This is a genomic window from Kitasatospora sp. NPDC091276 (genome assembly GCF_040684355.1).
Lineage (GTDB): Bacteria > Actinomycetota > Actinomycetes > Streptomycetales > Streptomycetaceae > Kitasatospora.
Genome location: NZ_JBFBFU010000053.1, coordinates 21,519 through 37,589, shown reverse-complemented (window position 1 = coordinate 37,589; position 16,071 = coordinate 21,519). Strand labels below are relative to the sequence as shown.

Annotated in this window: 12 protein-coding genes; 7 read left to right on the top strand and 5 right to left on the bottom strand. The window is 75.5% G+C overall.

Annotated features, from left to right (window positions below):
- Positions 1-94 precede the first annotated feature (94 nt).
- From AB0O19_RS36845 to AB0O19_RS36830, 4 genes are all read right to left on the bottom strand, one after another.
- Positions 95-1,135, bottom strand: a complete 1,041-nt coding sequence (locus AB0O19_RS36845) for an NAD(P)-dependent alcohol dehydrogenase (protein ID WP_363625969.1) — start codon at positions 1,133-1,135, stop codon at positions 95-97.
- Between the two features lie 91 nt (positions 1,136-1,226).
- Positions 1,227-1,994 (bottom strand): SDR family NAD(P)-dependent oxidoreductase, encoded by a 768-nt coding sequence (locus AB0O19_RS36840; protein WP_363625967.1) that lies wholly within the window; start codon positions 1,992-1,994, stop codon positions 1,227-1,229.
- Positions 1,995-2,036: 42 nt separating this feature from the next.
- On the bottom strand, positions 2,037-2,687 hold the full coding sequence (locus tag AB0O19_RS36835) for a TetR family transcriptional regulator (RefSeq protein ID WP_363625965.1): 651 nt from the start codon (positions 2,685-2,687) through the stop codon (positions 2,037-2,039).
- A 162-nt stretch (positions 2,688-2,849) separates the two neighbouring features.
- Positions 2,850-3,560, bottom strand: a complete 711-nt coding sequence (locus AB0O19_RS36830) for a G1 family glutamic endopeptidase (RefSeq protein WP_363625963.1) — start codon at positions 3,558-3,560, stop codon at positions 2,850-2,852.
- Between the two features lie 193 nt (positions 3,561-3,753).
- Here AB0O19_RS36830 and AB0O19_RS36825 point away from each other — a divergent pair, with 193 nt between their 5' ends.
- From AB0O19_RS36825 to AB0O19_RS36805, 5 genes are all read left to right on the top strand, one after another.
- A complete protein-coding gene (locus AB0O19_RS36825) occupies positions 3,754-4,707 on the top strand; it encodes a helix-turn-helix transcriptional regulator (RefSeq protein WP_363625961.1) in 954 nt (317 codons plus the stop codon).
- Between the two features lie 281 nt (positions 4,708-4,988).
- Positions 4,989-6,407, top strand: coding sequence for a solute carrier family 23 protein (locus AB0O19_RS36820; protein ID WP_363625959.1), 1,419 nt, complete (start codon positions 4,989-4,991; stop codon positions 6,405-6,407).
- A gap of 228 nt (positions 6,408-6,635) precedes the next feature.
- Entirely contained in the window at positions 6,636-7,391 is a 756-nt protein-coding gene (locus AB0O19_RS36815) for a heparin lyase I family protein (protein ID WP_363625957.1), read from the top strand.
- Positions 7,392-7,925: 534 nt separating this feature from the next.
- A complete protein-coding gene (locus AB0O19_RS36810) occupies positions 7,926-9,311 on the top strand; it encodes an MFS transporter (protein WP_363625955.1) in 1,386 nt (461 codons plus the stop codon).
- A 482-nt stretch (positions 9,312-9,793) separates the two neighbouring features.
- On the top strand, positions 9,794-10,714 hold the full coding sequence (locus AB0O19_RS36805; RefSeq protein ID WP_363625953.1) for a cupin domain-containing protein: 921 nt from the start codon (positions 9,794-9,796) through the stop codon (positions 10,712-10,714).
- A 101-nt stretch (positions 10,715-10,815) separates the two neighbouring features.
- Here the strand turns inward: AB0O19_RS36805 and AB0O19_RS36800 are convergent, their stop codons facing one another.
- Positions 10,816-10,947, bottom strand: coding sequence for a hypothetical protein (locus tag AB0O19_RS36800; protein WP_279634947.1), 132 nt, complete (start codon positions 10,945-10,947; stop codon positions 10,816-10,818).
- Between the two features lie 255 nt (positions 10,948-11,202).
- On the opposite strand from AB0O19_RS36800, the gene AB0O19_RS36795 reads away from it, so the two are divergent.
- On the top strand, positions 11,203-14,643 hold the full coding sequence (locus AB0O19_RS36795) for a lantibiotic dehydratase (RefSeq protein WP_363625951.1): 3,441 nt from the start codon (positions 11,203-11,205) through the stop codon (positions 14,641-14,643).
- Positions 14,640-16,010 carry a lanthionine synthetase LanC family protein gene (locus AB0O19_RS36790; protein ID WP_363625949.1) on the top strand — a complete coding sequence of 457 codons (1,371 nt, stop codon included), beginning with the start codon at positions 14,640-14,642 and terminating at the stop codon, positions 16,008-16,010. Before AB0O19_RS36795 ends, AB0O19_RS36790 begins: the two co-directional genes overlap by 4 nt.
- Positions 16,011-16,071 lie beyond the last annotated feature (61 nt).

Sequence of the window (16,071 nt, the reverse complement as noted above, 5' to 3'; positions counted from 1 at the left end):
GGGCCGTCCCCCGCCCCCCCTACCCGCCCCCCCGGCCCCCCCCCCCCGCGGGGGGGCCGCCGGGACCGGGGCCCCAGCCGTCAGCCGTCAGCCGTCAGCCGTTGGGGAGGATGACGGCGCGCCCGTTGATCCGGCCGCTGTGCAGGCGCTCGTAGGCGAGCGGCGCCTCGTCGATCCCGAAGGTCTCGACGTGCACGTCCACCGCGCCGGCCCGGGCGAGGTCGAGGACCTCGATCAGCTCACCGCGGGTGCCCCAGTACGGGGAGGACACCGAGACCTCGTACGGCAGGGCGCCGAAGCCGACGGCCAGGGTGCCGCCGCCGAGGCCGACGATCGTCACGTCGCCCTCCACCGCCGCCATCGCTCCGGCCGCGGCCGCCGTGGGCGGGGCGCCGACGAAGTCCAGCACCACCTGGGCGCCGATGCCGCCGGTGAGTTCGCGCACCCGGGCGGGCGCGGAGGCGTCGGAGCGGACCGTCTCGTGCGCGCCGACGCCGCGGGCCAGCGCGAGCTTCTCCTCCGTCACGTCCAGGGCGATCACCCGGGCCGCGGTCATCGCGCGCAGCAGCTGGATCGCGACGTGGCCCAGGCCGCCGGTGCCGATCACCACGGCGGTGCTGCCGGGCGTCAGCTTGCCGAGCGAGCGCTTGATGGCGTGGTACGGGGTCAGGCCGGCGTCCGTGAGCGGCACGGCCCGGACCGGGTCGAGGCCGCCGAGCGGCACCAGGTGCCGGGGGCTGTCCACCACCATGTACTCGGCCATCGCCCCGGGGGCGCCCAGGCCGGGCGGGCGGATGCCCAGTTCGGCGGCGCGCAGGCAGTAGTTCTCCTTGCCCTCCGCGCACTTGGCGCAGTTGCCGCAGCCCCACGGCCCGTAGACGGCGACCGGTTCGCCCTCGGCCAGGCCGGTCACGCCCGCGCCGAGCGCGGCCACGGTGCCGACGCCCTCGTGCCCGAGGGTGAGCGGCAGGGGGAAGGAGAGGCGCTCGGCGGGCATGCTCATCACGGCGATGTCGGAGTGGCACACCCCCGCCGCGGTGACCTTGAGCAGGACCTGGCCGGGGCCGGGCTCCGGATCGGGGACGGTGACCACCTCGGGGGCGGCGCCGACGCTGCGGTACTGGACTGCCTTCATGGGTTTCGGACTCCCTCTCTCGGTCCCCCCGGACTTGCCTGTCCCCCCGGTCGCGCTGCCCCGGCTCCCGGACGGGCCGGTGGCGGGCCGGTCAGCGGGCCGCGTAGGCGCCGTCGACCAGGTGGTAGCTGCCGTGGATGAAGGAGGCCCGGTCGGAGAGCAGGAAGGCGGTCAGTTCGGCGACCTCCTCGGCGCGGCCGAGCCGGCCGGCCGGGTGCAGGGCGACCAGTGCCTGACGGGCCTCCTCGTCGGCCGCGCTCAGCAGCGGGGTGTCGATGAAGCCCGGGCCGACGGCGTTGATCCGCACGCCCTGCGCGGCGTACTCCAGGGCGGCGGTCTTGGTCAGGCCCACCACGCCGTGCTTGGCGGCGGCGTAGGCGGGCGAACCGGCGAAGCCGTTGGTGCCCAGGATCGAGGCCATGTTGACGACGGCGCCGCCGCCGGCCGCCAGGATGGCGGGGATCTCGTAGCGCAGCGAGTAGAAGACGCCGTCGAGGTTGGTGGCCAGGACCCGGCGCCACTGCTCGGGCTCGTACGCGCCGGTGGGGGCCTTCGCGCCGCTGATGCCGGCGTTGTTGACGGCCAGGTGCAGGGCGCCGAGGCCGTCCACGGTGGCCTGGACGGCGGCCCGCACCGACTCCGGGTCGGTGACGTCCGTCCCGATCGCCAGGGCCCGGGCGCCGGTGGCCTCCAGTTCGGCGGCGGCCTTGCGGGCGCCCTCCAGGTCGAAGTCGGCGACGGCGACGGCCGCGCCGCCGGCCGCCAGGCGGCGGGCCACGGCGAGGCCGATGCCGGAGGCACCACCGGTGACCAGTGCGGCCTTGCCGGTGAACTCCTGGGGGTGGTCGGTGCCGGTCATGGCGTACGTCCTTTCGTGCGGGTGCGCCGGGGGCGCGGTGGTTCAGGCCGCCGGGCCGTCGGGGGGCGGTTCGGCGGCGAGCAGGTCGAAGGCCCGTTCCACGAGGTCGGGCAGATCCGGTTCGTCGGCGCCGACGGGGTGGCGGACCCAGGCGCGGGAGGCGGCCTGGAGGGCCGCCACGCCGAGGCCGACGGCGACGGCCGGGCGCAGGTCGTACTCCGCGTCCAGGCCGAGGCGGGCGGCGGCGATCCGGATGGAGGCCTCCTCCTCGTCGACGCAGATCCGCCGGTAGGCGGCGGTCAGCGAGGGCTCGGCGGCGATCAGGCCGAACAGCTCCCGCACGCCGGGGCGCCGGTGCCAGGCCGGGTCCCGCTCGTCACCCAGCCAGACCCGCAGCGCCGCGCGGTAGGCGGCCACCGGGGCCTCGGCGGCGGGGCGGGCCGCCAGCGCCGCGTTGATCCGGCCGAAGTCGGCGCGCAGGCAGTCCAGCACGGCGTCCTCGCGGGAGGCGAAGTATCGGCTGAAGGTGCGGCGGGAGACGTCGGCCCGGTCGGTGACGTCCTCGACGGAGACGGCGGCCAGGCCGCGGTCCAGCACCAGCTGGAGGGCGGCGGCGGCCAGTGACTCGCGGGTGCGGCGCGCCTTGCGGTCACGCCGCCCCTCGGTGCTGTGCTCGGCCTTCTCGGTGGTCACGGGAGCCACCGTACACCCGGAAATGTCTCATTGGGACATGAGTCCCGGCGGGACGCGATCCCGCCCCGACCCTGCGGGAAGGCGGGGCCGGGGCGGGCTCGGAGGCGGGTCGAGTGGAACGGGTCAGACCGACGGTTCAGGCGGCCGGATCAGGCGGCCGGATCAGGCGGGGACTATCGCGAAGGAGCCGTTGCTGAGCGGGGTCTCGGTGTAGGGGCCGCTGTTGATGGCCTGCGGGGAGTAGCCGTCGAAGACCTGGCCGTTGACCGTGACGCCGGAGAAGTCCAGGCGGCTGAAGGAGGGGTAGCTCTGGCTCGGGGACTCGATCACGGCCTCGGCGCTGACGTTCTGGCCGTCGAGCTGCTGGCGGGTGCTCTCGCTCCAGCCCTTGGTGGTGTCGGTGATCTGCAGGGTGTAGCCGGAGCCGCCGTCGTTGACCACCGAGGCGGTGAAGCTGTCACCGGCGTCCACCGGGTCGCTGAAGTACTGCGGCGGGGCCGGGTACATCTCGTACCAGGCCGAGTAGACCGGGGAGCCGCTGGAGCAGTCGGCCTGGACACCGGTCTGCTCGACGGTCTGCGAGCCGTAGCCGTCGATGCCGACCCAGGGGGCGAACAGGTCGTTGGCGGTGTTGCACTGCACGGCGGGCATGGTCCAGGAGCCGGAGACGCTCTGGAAGCCACTGCCCTGGGCGACGTAGCCGCCCCAGACTCCACCGTCGTAGCGGGCGCCGTGGCCGAAGCGGTGCGCGGCGCCGTAGCCGTGCGCGGCGGTGTGGGTGGCGGGGGCGGCGGTCGCGGGGGTCACGGCCGCGGCGGCCGGGAGGGCCAGCAGGGCTGCGAGCACGAGCCGGCCGGTGCGGGAAAGGGCCATGGGGGGGGCTCCTTCACTGGGGGTTGAGGGGGTGCCGCCCAGCTTGCGGGCGCCGCGGGCGGGCCGGGAAGGGAGCCGCGTGGGCAGGAACCCGACATGGCGGGAACATGTCGACCGATCAATCCCTTGATTTCGGGCACCGAGTGGCGCACAGTCGGCTCGTCCACTGGCGGTGGAGGGCGAGGAGGGCGCAGTGTCGGGGACGGGCATGCTCGCCGGACTCGGCCTCGGCGCGGTCGAGGAACAGCTCTACCTGCGGCTGCTCGGCGTCCAGGCCGCCGACCCGCAGTGGTTGGCCGCCCAGATGAACCTCCAGACCTCGATCGTGCTCGCGGCGCTGGTCTCGCTGGCCGCGCAGGGGCTCGTGGAGGCCTGCGCGGCCGGGGCCTGGGCGGCGGTGCCGCCGGACGTGGCGGTGGAGGAGCTGCTGCTGCGGCGCGAGGTCGAACTGCGGCGCGCCCGGGGGCGGATGGGCGAGCTGATGCGCGCCTACCGGCAGGGCCGGGACGGCAGCGGCTCCGACGGGCCGGCCGAGGTGATCTGCGGGCGCAGGTCGGTCGCCGAGCTGTGGCGCACCCTGCAACAGGGGGTGCGCCGGCAGTTGCGGGTCCTGGACCGGCCCCCGTACATCCGGCGCAGCGATCCGCAGACCGAACTGGCCCTGCTGGCAAGGGGGGTGACGACCAGGGTGGTGTACCACAGCCAGGTGCTGCGCGATCCGGAGCGCCTGGCGGAGATCCACTCCTTCACCACGGCCGGGGAGCAGGCCCGGGTGCACACCGAACTGCCGCTGAAGCTGGCGCTGTTGGACGACCGCTGGGCGCTGCTGCCGGTCAGCGCGGGCACCGAGCTGCAGAGCGTGCTGCTGATCCGGCCCTCCACCCTGCTGGACGCGCTGGCCGGGCTGTTCGAGCTGTACTGGGCGCAGGCGATGCGGCTGCCCGCCCTGCCGGAGGAGAACCCGGAGGACCGGCACCGCCGGCTGCTCCCGCTGCTCGCGGCGGGGCTCACCGACGAGTCGATCGCCCGCCAGCTGGGGGTGTCCACCCGGACGGTGCAGCGCTGGGTGCGGGAGCTGATGGACCGGTTCGGGGCCCGGACCCGGTTCCAGGCGGGCATCCAGGCCGCCCGGGCCGAGCTGCTGTGAGCCGGCTGCGCCACCGTCGGGCCGGCCGGGGCCGGAGGCCTGGCCGAGCGACCTGAAGGCCACCGCCGAGGGCGGTACCGCGGGCAGTACCGCGGGCAGTACCGAGAACCGCGCCGAGGACGTCGCCGACGGCGCCCGGGCCGGCTCCCGCACACGCGGGCCCCGCCCCGCTCCGCGCGAGTGCGCAGGTCAAGGCCGGGCCGGGTGCGCGCCGGAGGCCGGGTGACCGGGAGAATGGTGCGGACAGTTCACCGGAAGTACAGAGAAAGCGAACCCCCACCATGGATCTCGGCGTGCGCTGGAAGCTGCACGGTGACGGGCGTACGCCCGCGCCGGGGGCGGTCGTCCGCCCCGACGAACGGCTCTCCTGGCCCCGCACGGCAGGGCTCGGCGCCCAGCACGTGGTGGCCATGTTCGGCGCGAGCTTCGTGGCGCCCGTGCTGATGGGGCTCAACCCCAACCTGGCGATCATGATGTCCGGCGTCTCGACGATCATCTTCCTGCTGGCCACCCGCGGCCGGGTGCCCAGCTACCTCGGCTGCTCGCTGTCCTTCGTGGGCGTGGCCGCGGTGATCCGGGCGCAGGGCGGCACCAGCGCGACCGTGACCGGTGCGGTGTTCGTGGTGGGCGCGGCGCTGTTCCTGGTGGGCCTCGCGGTCCAGCGGTTCGGGGCGCGGATCATCCACGCGGCGATGCCGCCGATCGTGACCGGCGCGGTCGTCATGCTGATCGGCTTCAACCTCGCCCCCGTCACCGCGTCGACCTACTGGCCGCAGGACCAGTGGACGGCGCTGCTGGTGATGCTGTTCACCGGTCTGGCCGTGGTGTGCCTGCGCGGCTTCTGGTCGCGCGTGGCGATCTTCCTCGGACTGCTCTTCGGGTACGGGATCTCCTGGCTGTTCGACCAGGTCTTCGGCAAGATCCACTCGGTGAACGCGGGCGGCCACCTCACCGACCACTGGCGCCTGGACCTGTCGGACGTCGGCAAGGCGGACTGGATCGGCCTGCCCGCCTTCCACGGCCCCTCCTTCCAGTGGTCCGCGATCCTGGTCGCCCTGCCCGTGGTGATCGCGCTCGTCGCGGAGAACGCCGGGCACGTCAAGGCCGTGGGCGAGATGACCGGCCAGACCCTGGACGACAAGCTCGGCGTCGCGATCTCCGCCGACGGCGTCGGCTCCATGCTCTCCACCGCGCTCGGCGGCCCGCCGAACACCACCTACTCCGAGAACATCGGCGTCATGGCCGCCACCCGGGTCTACTCCACCGCCGCCTACTGGGCCGCGGCCGGCTTCGCGCTGCTGTTCGGCGTCTGCCCGAAGTTCGGCGCCGTCGTCGCCGCGATCCCCGGCGGGGTGCTCGGCGGCATCACCGTCATCCTGTACGGCATGATCGGCCTGCTCGGCGCGCAGATCTGGATCAAGTCCAAGGTGGACCTGCGCAACCCGCTGAACCTGGTGCCGGCCGCCGCGGGCATCATCATCGGCATCGGCAACGTCACCCTGAAGTTCACCGACACCTTCAGCCTCAGCGGCATCGCGCTGGGCACCCTGGTCGTCATCACCGGCTACCACACGCTGCGGGCGCTGGCCCCCGCACACCTCAAGACGCAGGAGCCGCTGCTGGACGAGGGCACCTCCTCCTACGACGAGGGGTCCGGCGAGGACGGCGAGTCGGGCGGGGCGCAGCGGCGCACCCCGTAAGCGGGGCGGTGGCCGTGGCCGTGGCGGCGCCCTCGGCTACGGCTACGGCTACGGCTACGGCTACGGCTACGGCTACGGCTGGAGCCGACCGGCGGAAGTGACCGAAAGGTACTTCCGCCCGTGCTTCCGCCTGGCCCGACGGGCCGTCAGGTGGTCGAATCGCTCCGTGCACCCGGGCCGGCCGGCCCGGGCGCGTCCGTTCCGGCCACTCATCCCCCCGGGAGAGGCATGTCCCTTCTGTCGCACCACCGCAAGGTCGCCGTCGGCGCCGTGGCCCTCGCCACGCTCGCGATCTCCTGCGGCTCGGCCACCGCGAGCAGTTCCGCCGTCGTCGCCGGCCCGACCGGGGCCGCCGCGGCGGGCAAGGTCCTCTGGACCCCGAGCACCAGCAAGGGCCCGTCCTCCTTCGCCTCCGTCCAGTGCGCGTCGGGGAACTTCGGCGTCGTCAAGGACCCCGCCAAGGGCAGTGTGTGGCGGGCGTTCCAGGCCGCGGGCGAGGAGCGCTGCGAGACGCTCAGCCCCAACCTGAAGGAGGGCGACACCTTCTACCTCGGCTGGTCGTCCAAGGTCGACATCCAGGACTCCAACAGCCGCTACGTCTTCCAGCTCAAGTGCTCGCCGAGCACCGACACGGCGAACCACCCGATCGAGATCGACGCGACGACCGGACGCATCCGCCTCCAGGAGTGGGACACCGACCACGTCGCGCACTCGCTGTGGACGGCGCCGACCACCAACGGCCAGTGGCACTCGTACGCGCTGAAGATCCGCCTGGGCCGCACCGACGGCACCATCGACTTCTGGTTCGACGGCGTGAAGCAGACCTTCACCACCGGCTCGGACACCTTCACGGGCACCACCTGGGACGGCGACCGCAACTACCTCAAGTGGGGCTCCTACCACCCCTCCTCGGGCGACGCGACGAACACGTTCACCAGCCCGATCATGGCGACCACCCTGGAAGCGGCCACGGCCGGCTCGTAACGACGCCCGGCCCAGATCCTGTCCGGAGGCCCGGACCGCAGCTCGCGGTCCGGGCCTCCGGCCTTTCCCGGCGCGGCGCCGGAGCTCGTCACGGCCGGCCCGCCGCCGGGCCGACCCGCCCTCCCCCGCCGGCCGATCAATTCGCAGCGCCCGAGCGGCCCGATCGGTGAATCCCCCCGGACATCGACCGGTGCGATGTGGCGCCGGTCACACGATCGGGGCCCTCGGGGGCCTCCGGGTGAGAAGGGTCACGCCCGGCGGGCCGGCGGGCGCCCGGACGGCGACAGGGCCCGGCAGGACTGGGCGGGCGGGGTCGCGACACGGTCCGAGGTCCTGTCCGCTTCGGGACCTTGGTCGCGAATCCGGCCGACCTTCGGCCCGGTGGCGGCCCCCTCGCACCCGGGCAACCGTGGACGGTCGCCCGGTGTGAGCGGGTGATGGCGCCGTCCGCCGGACGGCGTCTTTCCCTGCCGTCTACCCGGCGCACGGTGAGCGGGCCATCCGCCGCCGTACGCTCCGGAGGACCCCCAGCACATGTCCCAGACCATCGACAACGCCCCGTATACCGCCTTCCACCGGAGACTGGCCCTCGCCTGCTCCGGTGGACCGCTGCTCGACGGCTACATCCTGAGCATCGTCGGCGTCGCCCTGATCGGGATGCGACCCGAGCTCGGCCTGTCCACCGCGGAGGTCAGCCTGATCGGCGCCGCCGCGCTGGTGGGCATGTTCGTCGGCGGCGCGCTCTTCGGCGTGCTGACCGACCGGATCGGCCGGGAGGTGATGTACACCGCCGACCTGCTCGTGATGGTCGCCTGCTCGGTGCTCTCCTTCTGGGTCGACACGGTGTGGGCGATCGCCGTGCTGCGCTTCGTGCTCGGCATGGCCGTGGCCGCCGACTACCCCATCGCCACCTCCCTGCTCGCCGAGTGGCTGCCCGCCAAACAGCGCGGGCGGCTGCTCGGTCAGCAGATCATCGCCTGGTACGCCGGCTCCGTGCTCGCCTACGTGGTGGGCTACGCGTTCCTGGAGCTGGCCGGGCCCGGCAGTTGGCGGTGGATGCTCGCGAGTTCCACGGTGCTGTGCGTGGTGTTCCTGGTGATCCGCCGCGGCACGCCGGAGTCCCCGCGCTGGCTGGCCGCGCACGGGCGGGTCGGCGACGCGGTGCGCGTGGTCGAGAAGCACCTCGGCGTACGGGTGGACGGCCGCGAGCTGATGCCCGACCCGGCCGAGCGCGGCCGCCCCGGCGGGCTGCGCCTGCTGATGACCCCGCCCTACCGGCGCCGCACCCTGTTCTGCGGCCTGTTCTTCCTCTGCCAGGTCGGCCCGCTGTTCGCGATGCTCACCTTCGGCCCGCAGATCCTCTCCTCCTTCGGCATGCCCGGCGGCACCGTGATGGAGACCCTGGGCACCGGGCTGATCAGCCTCGTCTTCCTGCTCGGCTGCTACCCGGCCCTGCGCCTGATCGACACCCGCGGCCGGCGCCCCGTCATCATCTGGTCGTTCGCCCTGATGGCCGTCCCGCTGGCCCTGCTGGGCGTGTGGCCCACCGCCCCGGCGGCCGTCGCCCTGACGGCGCTGTGCGCGTACGCCTTCCTGTGCGGCGGGCCCAACGTCCTCGACTGGACCTACCCCAACGAGCTGTTCCCCACCGAGATCCGGGCGACGGCGGTGGGTGTGGCGACCTCGGTGAGCCGGATCGGCGCGGCCGTCGGCACCTACCTGCTGCCGCTGTCGCTGTCCGGACTGGGCACCGGTCCGACCATGCTCATCGCGGCCGGCACCACCGTGGTCGGCCTGCTGGTGTGCGTGCTGTGGGCCGAGGAGACCCGGGGCACCGCCCTGGGCGCCGCCCCGGCCGTCGGCCGCACGGCCGCCAGGCCGGCCGTCCCGGGCCAGCGCGTCCCGCAGACGGCGCGCTGAGGGTGCGCCGAGGTGCACTGACGGCCACCGTGTGACGCACCGGCGGCGCTGTCCGGGACCTTCCGGGCGGCGCCGCCCGGCCGACCGGGGCTGAAGTGTGACGCTCGTCACAGGCGATCGGAACGGCTCGCCGACGCCCTCAGGGGGGTGCGGGACGGCCGGCGCCCCGGCGTCGCCGCCTGTCGCGCCGGAGGGCGGACGGGCTGTCGCAAGAACGGGCCGCGCCCGCCGCCGCCGGCCTCCCGACCTGGGGCGGCGGGACTCGCAGGTCAGGAGCCGGCGCCGGCGCCGCCCGCCCGCTTCACCCCTCGGCCCGTCCGCCCGCGACGGGCCGCCGCAGCGCATCGCGGTGGTCGCCCCGTGGCGCGAAGCTGGCCGATCCCGGGCTGGTCGGCGGATTCTCGCTGAACCCGACTCAGATGTTCATCCGTAGGTTATGCGACGGTCGACCGGTGGTGGGCCGCTGGACGGAGGGATGGACGATGGGACGAGTTCTGACCGAATTGGTGGGCGACGCGGCGACGTTCGCCGAGGCGCTGGAAGAACGCCGGCCGCAGGTGTTCCGCACCGCGGGCTGGCCGGCGGGGCTGCCCCGGCCGGGCGAGTTGGACGAGGCGCTGCGCGGCGGACTGCTGCGGGTGCCCTACGTCGAGATGGTCCGGGCGGGTGCGGTCGTACCGCCCGCGGAGTTCTGCACGACCCGGGTGGTCGCCGGGCGCCGGGAGGAGGGCTTCGCCGACCCTGACCGGATCGCCGCCCTGCTGGCCGACGGCGCCACGCTGCTGCTGCCGCAGCTGGACCAGTGGCACGCGCCGGTGCGCGCGCTGGCCACCGACATCGCGGTCGAACTGGGCCGTCGGACCGAGGCGTTCTGCTTCGCGACGGGTGCCGGCCGGCGCGGACTGGACGTGCACCGGGACGACGCGGACGTGCTGGTCGTCCAGCTCGCGGGAAAGAAGGAGTGGACGGTCCACGAGGCCCCCGCCGACGGGCGCTGGCGCCCGGGGCTGGCCCCCGAACCCGGCGCGGTGGCGCTCAACTCGGTGCTCGGGCCGGGCGAGGTGCTGTACGTGCCGCGCGGGGCACCACACACCGCGACGGGCCACCAGGGCCTGTCGGTGCACCTCTCGTTCACGATCCGGGAGGCGGGCACGGGGCAGCTGCGCGGCGCCATCGGCGAGTGGCTGGCCGGCGGCGACTGGGCGGCCGGGCTGCCGGAGCGCCCGGCGACACCGGCGGAACTGCTGGACACGGCCGCGGAGGTGCTGCGACTGGGCCGCGCCCGGCTGGCCGAACTGACCCCGCAGGAGCTGCTGCGGCTGGCCCGGGGGCCGCTGCCCGCGCCGGTGACGGACGACGGTCAGGCGGTGCCGGGTCACGGACCGCTGGCCGCCGACGGCTGAGCCGGGCCGAGACCGGGCGGGGCCTGAACGCACGAGGGCGCGGTTGCCCGGACCAGACGGTCCGGGCAACCGCGCCCCGTAGTGCCGGTACTGCTACCGGACTAGATGCACCACGGACGGGTGCAGGACCCCTCACAGGAGATGCTGAACGCGGACTCCTCCTGCTCGCCGAGCTCGGTCGAGACCAGGTCCTGCACGTCAAGGTCGAACAGCTCCAGCATGTCGTCGGCCATGAGGGCCTCCCTTCGTCAGTGCCACGGTTGACCGCGGCGGACTGCAGCGGACGTTAGGCACTCCTGCATGGGCCCAGCAATGGTTCTGCACGGATGAATGGATTAACTCAGCCAAAAATCGAAACAGTTCGATCGATGGTGGACAGTTTTCGATCGCCGGGGTAGACACGACCCGACCCGCCGTCAGGAGTGCGAGCCGCGTGGCGGCATCGGTACGGGGCGTGTGGCATCAGGCACCGAGGCACGAGGAGCACAGTGGTCGAGACGCACGGAGCGCCCCAGGACGGACTCTTCACCGCGACCGGCCCGGTCCTGCTGCGGACACCCGCGCTGCCGCGCTCGCACCGTCACACCGTCCCGGCCGACCCCGCGCACCCCGCGCCGGGGTCCGCCGGCACCGCGCTCCTGGCGCACCTCGCCGAGGCCGCCGCCGACCCGGCCCTGCGCGAGGCGATCGAGCTCTCCAGCCCCTCCCTGGCCGACCTGCTCGACCAGGTCGCCGCAGGCACCGTGCCCCGCCCGGCCGCGCTGCGCCGGGCGGCCGAGGCGGTCAGCCGCTACCGGCTGCGGATGGCCACCCGGCCGACGCCGTTCGGGCTGATGGCCGCGGTGGTGCCGGCGCGCTTCGGCGCGGCGGCCAAGGTCCGCTGGGGCGGGGCCGACCGCCGCGCCCTGCGGCCCGACCTCGGCTGGCTGCTCCCGCTGCTCGACCGGCTGCGGACCGACCCTGCGGTGCTGCCCGGCCTGCGGCTGGCCGTGGACCAGCAGGCCCGGCTGCGCGGCGGTCGCCTGGTGCTGCCGTACCTGCCCGAGCGTCGGCCCGCCGCCGGTACCGGTGCCGAGGCGGAGCCGGTAGCCGAACGGACCGTACGGGCCACCGCCGTCGTCCGGGCCGCGATCCGGGCCGCCGCCGAGCCGGTCCGGCACTGCGACCTGCTGGCCGCGCTGACCGCCGACTTCCCCACGGCCCCGGCCGAGGCCGTCGCGGCCCTGGTCCGCTCGCTGGTCGGCCAGGGCTTCCTGCTCACCGACCTGACGCCTCCGGCGGACAGCACCGACCTGCTCGGCCATGTGCTCGACCGGATACCCGACGACCACCCGGTGCACCCCGAACTGGCGGCCGTCCGGAGCGCGTTGGCGCAGGCCGCCGCCCTGCCCGGCGGGCAGGCCACCGACCTGCTGCGCGAGCTCCGGACCCGGATGACCCGGCTCGCCCCGGCCGACCGCCCGCTCCACGCGGATCTCGCCCTGGACGCCGAGGTGGTCCTGCCGGACCAGGTCCGCACCGAGCTGGAGCGGACCGCCGCGCTCCTCTGGCGCCTGTCGCCGCCGGCCCCCGGGCCCGAGCACCTGCGCGCGTACCACGCGGAGTTCGTCGAGCGGTACGGCACGGACAGCCCCGTCCCGCTGGCCGAACTGCTCGACCCCGACACCGGCCTGGGCCCGCCGGCCGGCTACCGGCGCCCGGCCGGCCCCCGCGGCACGGCCAACCCCCAGCCCGCCCGGGCCCGCACCGACGCCGACGCGGCCCGCGACCGGTTGCTGGCCGAACTGGCGGCGGGCGCCCTCGCCGACCGGGAGCCGGACGGCGCGCTGCCCGAAGTGCTCCTGGACGACGACCTGCTGGCCCGGCTGGCCCCGCCGCGCGACGAGGCGGGCGGCGCCGTCGACACCCCGCCCGCCTCCCTGGAGCTGTACGCCGAACTGGCGGCGGACTCCCTGGAGGCGCTGGACGCCGGGGACTTCCGGCTCGTGCTCTCCCCCGTCGCCGGCAGTGACCGCGCCGGAGCCACCTTCGGCCGCTTCGCCACCCTGCTCGCGGGCGCGGGGGGCGACCGCGGCCCGGGTGCCGAACCGGGCGCAGACCCGGGCCGGTCGGCGGGCGACCCCGCGGTGGCCGGCGGGGCACTGCTGGCCGAGGCCGCCGGGTCCGTGCGGTCCACCGGGCCCACCGGATCCGGCGCCGACGGCGCACTCGAAGCGCACCTGGAGTTCACCCCGTACCGCGCGCGCCATGCCAACATCGCCCTGACCCCGCGCTGGCTCGACCACCGGGTGGTGGTCAGCGCCTTCGCCGACCCGGGCGGCCCCTCCGTACTGCCGTTGGACGACCTGGTCGTGCTGGCCGACCCCGACCGGCTCGCGGTGTACTCCCGCCACCTCGGCCGCGAGGTCCGCGTCGCCACCCATCACGTGCTCAACCTGCGCAGCGGTGCGCCCAACGCGGCCCGTTTCCTCCAGGAGGTGACGCTGACCGGGCAACGGCCCTGGCAGCCCTGGGACTGGGGGGCGGCGAGCAGCGCGCCCGTGCTGCCGCGCGTCCGCCGGGGCCGGGTGGTGCTGGCCCCGGCCACCTGGCGGCTGACCGCGCCCGTCCCGGCGGCCTCCGCCCCGTTCGAGCAGTGGGACGAGGGCCTGGCCCGCTGGCGCCGACGCTGGGGAGTGCCGGCCGCCGTCCGCCTGATCAGCGGCGACCAGCGGATCAGCCTGGACCTCGACCTCCCGTGGCACCGGCGGCTGTTGCACAGCCAGGCGCGGTCCGCCGAGCCCACCGTGCTCCAGGAGGACCCCAACCCGGCCGGCGACGGCGGCTGGCTGTGCGGACCGGATGGTGCGCGGACCGCCGAACTGGTGGTCCCGCTGCGCCGCAGCACGACCGGGCCGACCGCGTCCGGACCTCGCCGCCCGCTGCCCGCCCGGCGCGACCGGACCGTCGAACTCCCCGGCGGATCCTGGCTGTTCGCCCGGCTGGCGGCCACCGAGGCGCGCCAGGAGGAGATCCTGGTCGAACACCTGCCCCGGCTGCTCGACGCCCTGCCCGCCGACGTGGACCGCTGGTTCTTCATCCGCTATCAGGACTCCGCGCCGCATCTGCGGCTGCGTTTCCACGGTGCGCCGCCGGTCCTCGCCGCCCGACTGCTGCCCACCGTGCACGACTGGGTGCGGGAGTTGCACCGGGCCGGGCTCGCCGCCGACCTGCGCCTGGAGGGGTACGCGCCGGAGACCGACCGCTACGGCGGCGCCGAGGTGCTCGCCGACGCCGAGCGGGTCTTCCAGGCCGACAGCCTGGTCGCGCTGGCGGCGCTGCGACTGGCCCGGGCGGAGCGCTCGCTCTCCCGGGACCTGCTCGCCGCCGTGAACCTCGCCGGCACCGCGCAGGCCTTCCTGGCCGGCCGCGCGGGGCAGTCGGCGGGGCAGCGGGCGGGAGACCGCGTTCCTGAGGACGGGTCCGAGGGCCGCACCGACCTCCCCGCCGACCTCCCCGCCGACCTCCCCGCCGACCTCCCCGCCGACCGGCAGGCCGTCGCGCCGGCCGTCCCCGGCGTGCCCTCGGTCGGGACCTGGCTGGCGGGGGTGTATCCGAAGTCGGAGCGCCACCACCAGGCGTTCCGGGCCCAGCGCGCGGCCGCGTTGCGGGCGATCGGCCCCGACGGGCCGACCGTCCCGGCGGGCGGCCTGCTGCCCGCCGACCCCGCGCTGGCCGACGCCTGGCGGCAGCGGGCCGTCGCACTCGCGCGGTACGCGTCCCGGGTGGAGCCGTCGTCGGCCGACCCGGTGCTGGCCTCGCTGCTGCACATGGGCCACAACCGGCTGATCGGGATCGACCGCGAGGCCGAACGCCGGGCCTACGCACTGGCCCGAGGCGCCGTCGAGGCCCACCGGGCCCGCCGCTCCAGCCCGCGGGAGGGGCGATGAACACGACGGATCCGATCCGCGCCGTGGCCGAGTCGCTCAGCAGGCCCGGTGCGCTCGAAGAACCGGCCACCGACACCACGACGCCCTCGGCGTCCGCGCCGCCCCCAGCGGCGCACGCGCTCGGGGCCGGCCGCAGCGGCGCCGCGCTCGCGCTCGCCGTACTGGCCGACCGCGAGGACGACGCCGCGCTGCGCCGCGCCGCGCACGGGCACCTCGCGGCCGCCGTGAAAGCCCCCGGGGCGATGCGGGGCGGCGGGCTCTTCTCCGGCGCCGCCGCGATCGCCTTCGCCGCCCGCACCATGGCGCGGCGCCCCGGCGAGTACCGCACGCTGCTCGACGGGCTGACGCCCCGGGTCCGGCAGGCCGCGGCCGGGCGCGTCGCCGACCTGCGCGCCGATCTGGCCGCCGGCACGGGCCTGCGCGCACACACCTTCGACGCCGTCTCGGGCGCGGCGGGCCTGGGCCGGCTGCTGCTCGCGCTGGAGCCGGCCGGACCGGCACTGGCCGACCTGCTCACCGCGCTGGTCGCGCTGGCCGAGCCGACCGGCGGTGTGCTGCCGCGCTGGTGGACCGCCGGTGGACCGGGGCTGCCCGGCGCGGATCCCGGGTTCCCCCGGGGGCACCTCAACCTGGGCCTGGCCCACGGGGTCCCGGGCCCACTCGCCCTCCTGGCGCTGGCCGGGCTGCGCGGTGTGGAGGTGCCCGGGCAGGACGAGGCGATCGAGGCGCTGGCGAGTTGGCTCGCCGCCCGGCGGATCCCCGGCCCGGTCGACCCGGTCGATCAGGGCGCCCCGGTCGATCCGGTCAGGCCCGTCCCGCCGGCCGCGTCGGGGCCCATGGGTCGGCCCGGCGTGGGCGGCTCCTGGCCGATGACCGTACGCGTCGAGGACGAGGAGGCCGGCCGGCTGCCGGCCGACCAGCCGACGCGGGCGGCCTGGTGCTACGGAACCCCCGGTGCGGCCCGCGCGCTCTTCCTGGCGGGCGCGGCCCGCGGCCGCTCCGACTGGCGGACCACCGCCGTCGCGGCGCTGACCGACACGCTGCGCGACCCCGCCGGCTGGAACCTCCAGGGCCCCGGACTCTGCCACGGCACCGGCGGCCTGCTGCGGATCGCCCAGCGGATGGCCGAGGACTCCGGCTCCGCCGAACTGACCGCCCGCCTGCCCGCGCTCGCCGCCACCGTCGCGAGCCGGCTCGACACGGCACTCGGCACCGGAGACCCGCCCGGCCTCCTGGAGGGGACGGCAGGCGCGGCCCTCGCCCTGCACGCCCACGCCCGTGCCCGTGTCCGTACCGCTGCGCGGGCGTCCTCGGCGGGCACCGGCGACGCCGCCGAGGAGTGGGACGCCTTCCTCCTGATCTGCTGACCCGTTGAGCCGCTGAGCTGCTGAGCTGCCGAACATCAGGAAAGCCGTCCCACCCGCCGGG

Coding starts and splice junctions, on each gene's coding strand:
- AB0O19_RS36805 (WP_363625953.1), top strand. CDS start 9,794: ATGGGACGAGTTCTGACCGAATTGGTGGGCGACGCGGCGACGTTCGCC.
- AB0O19_RS36820 (WP_363625959.1), top strand. CDS start 4,989: ATGGATCTCGGCGTGCGCTGGAAGCTGCACGGTGACGGGCGTACGCCC.
- AB0O19_RS36845 (WP_363625969.1), bottom strand. CDS start 1,135: ATGAAGGCAGTCCAGTACCGCAGCGTCGGCGCCGCCCCCGAGGTGGTC.
- AB0O19_RS36840 (WP_363625967.1), bottom strand. CDS start 1,994: ATGACCGGCACCGACCACCCCCAGGAGTTCACCGGCAAGGCCGCACTG.
- AB0O19_RS36790 (WP_363625949.1), top strand. CDS start 14,640: ATGAACACGACGGATCCGATCCGCGCCGTGGCCGAGTCGCTCAGCAGG.
- AB0O19_RS36800 (WP_279634947.1), bottom strand. CDS start 10,947: ATGGCCGACGACATGCTGGAGCTGTTCGACCTTGACGTGCAGGACCTG.
- AB0O19_RS36810 (WP_363625955.1), top strand. CDS start 7,926: ATGTCCCAGACCATCGACAACGCCCCGTATACCGCCTTCCACCGGAGA.
- AB0O19_RS36830 (WP_363625963.1), bottom strand. CDS start 3,560: ATGGCCCTTTCCCGCACCGGCCGGCTCGTGCTCGCAGCCCTGCTGGCC.
- AB0O19_RS36815 (WP_363625957.1), top strand. CDS start 6,636: ATGTCCCTTCTGTCGCACCACCGCAAGGTCGCCGTCGGCGCCGTGGCC.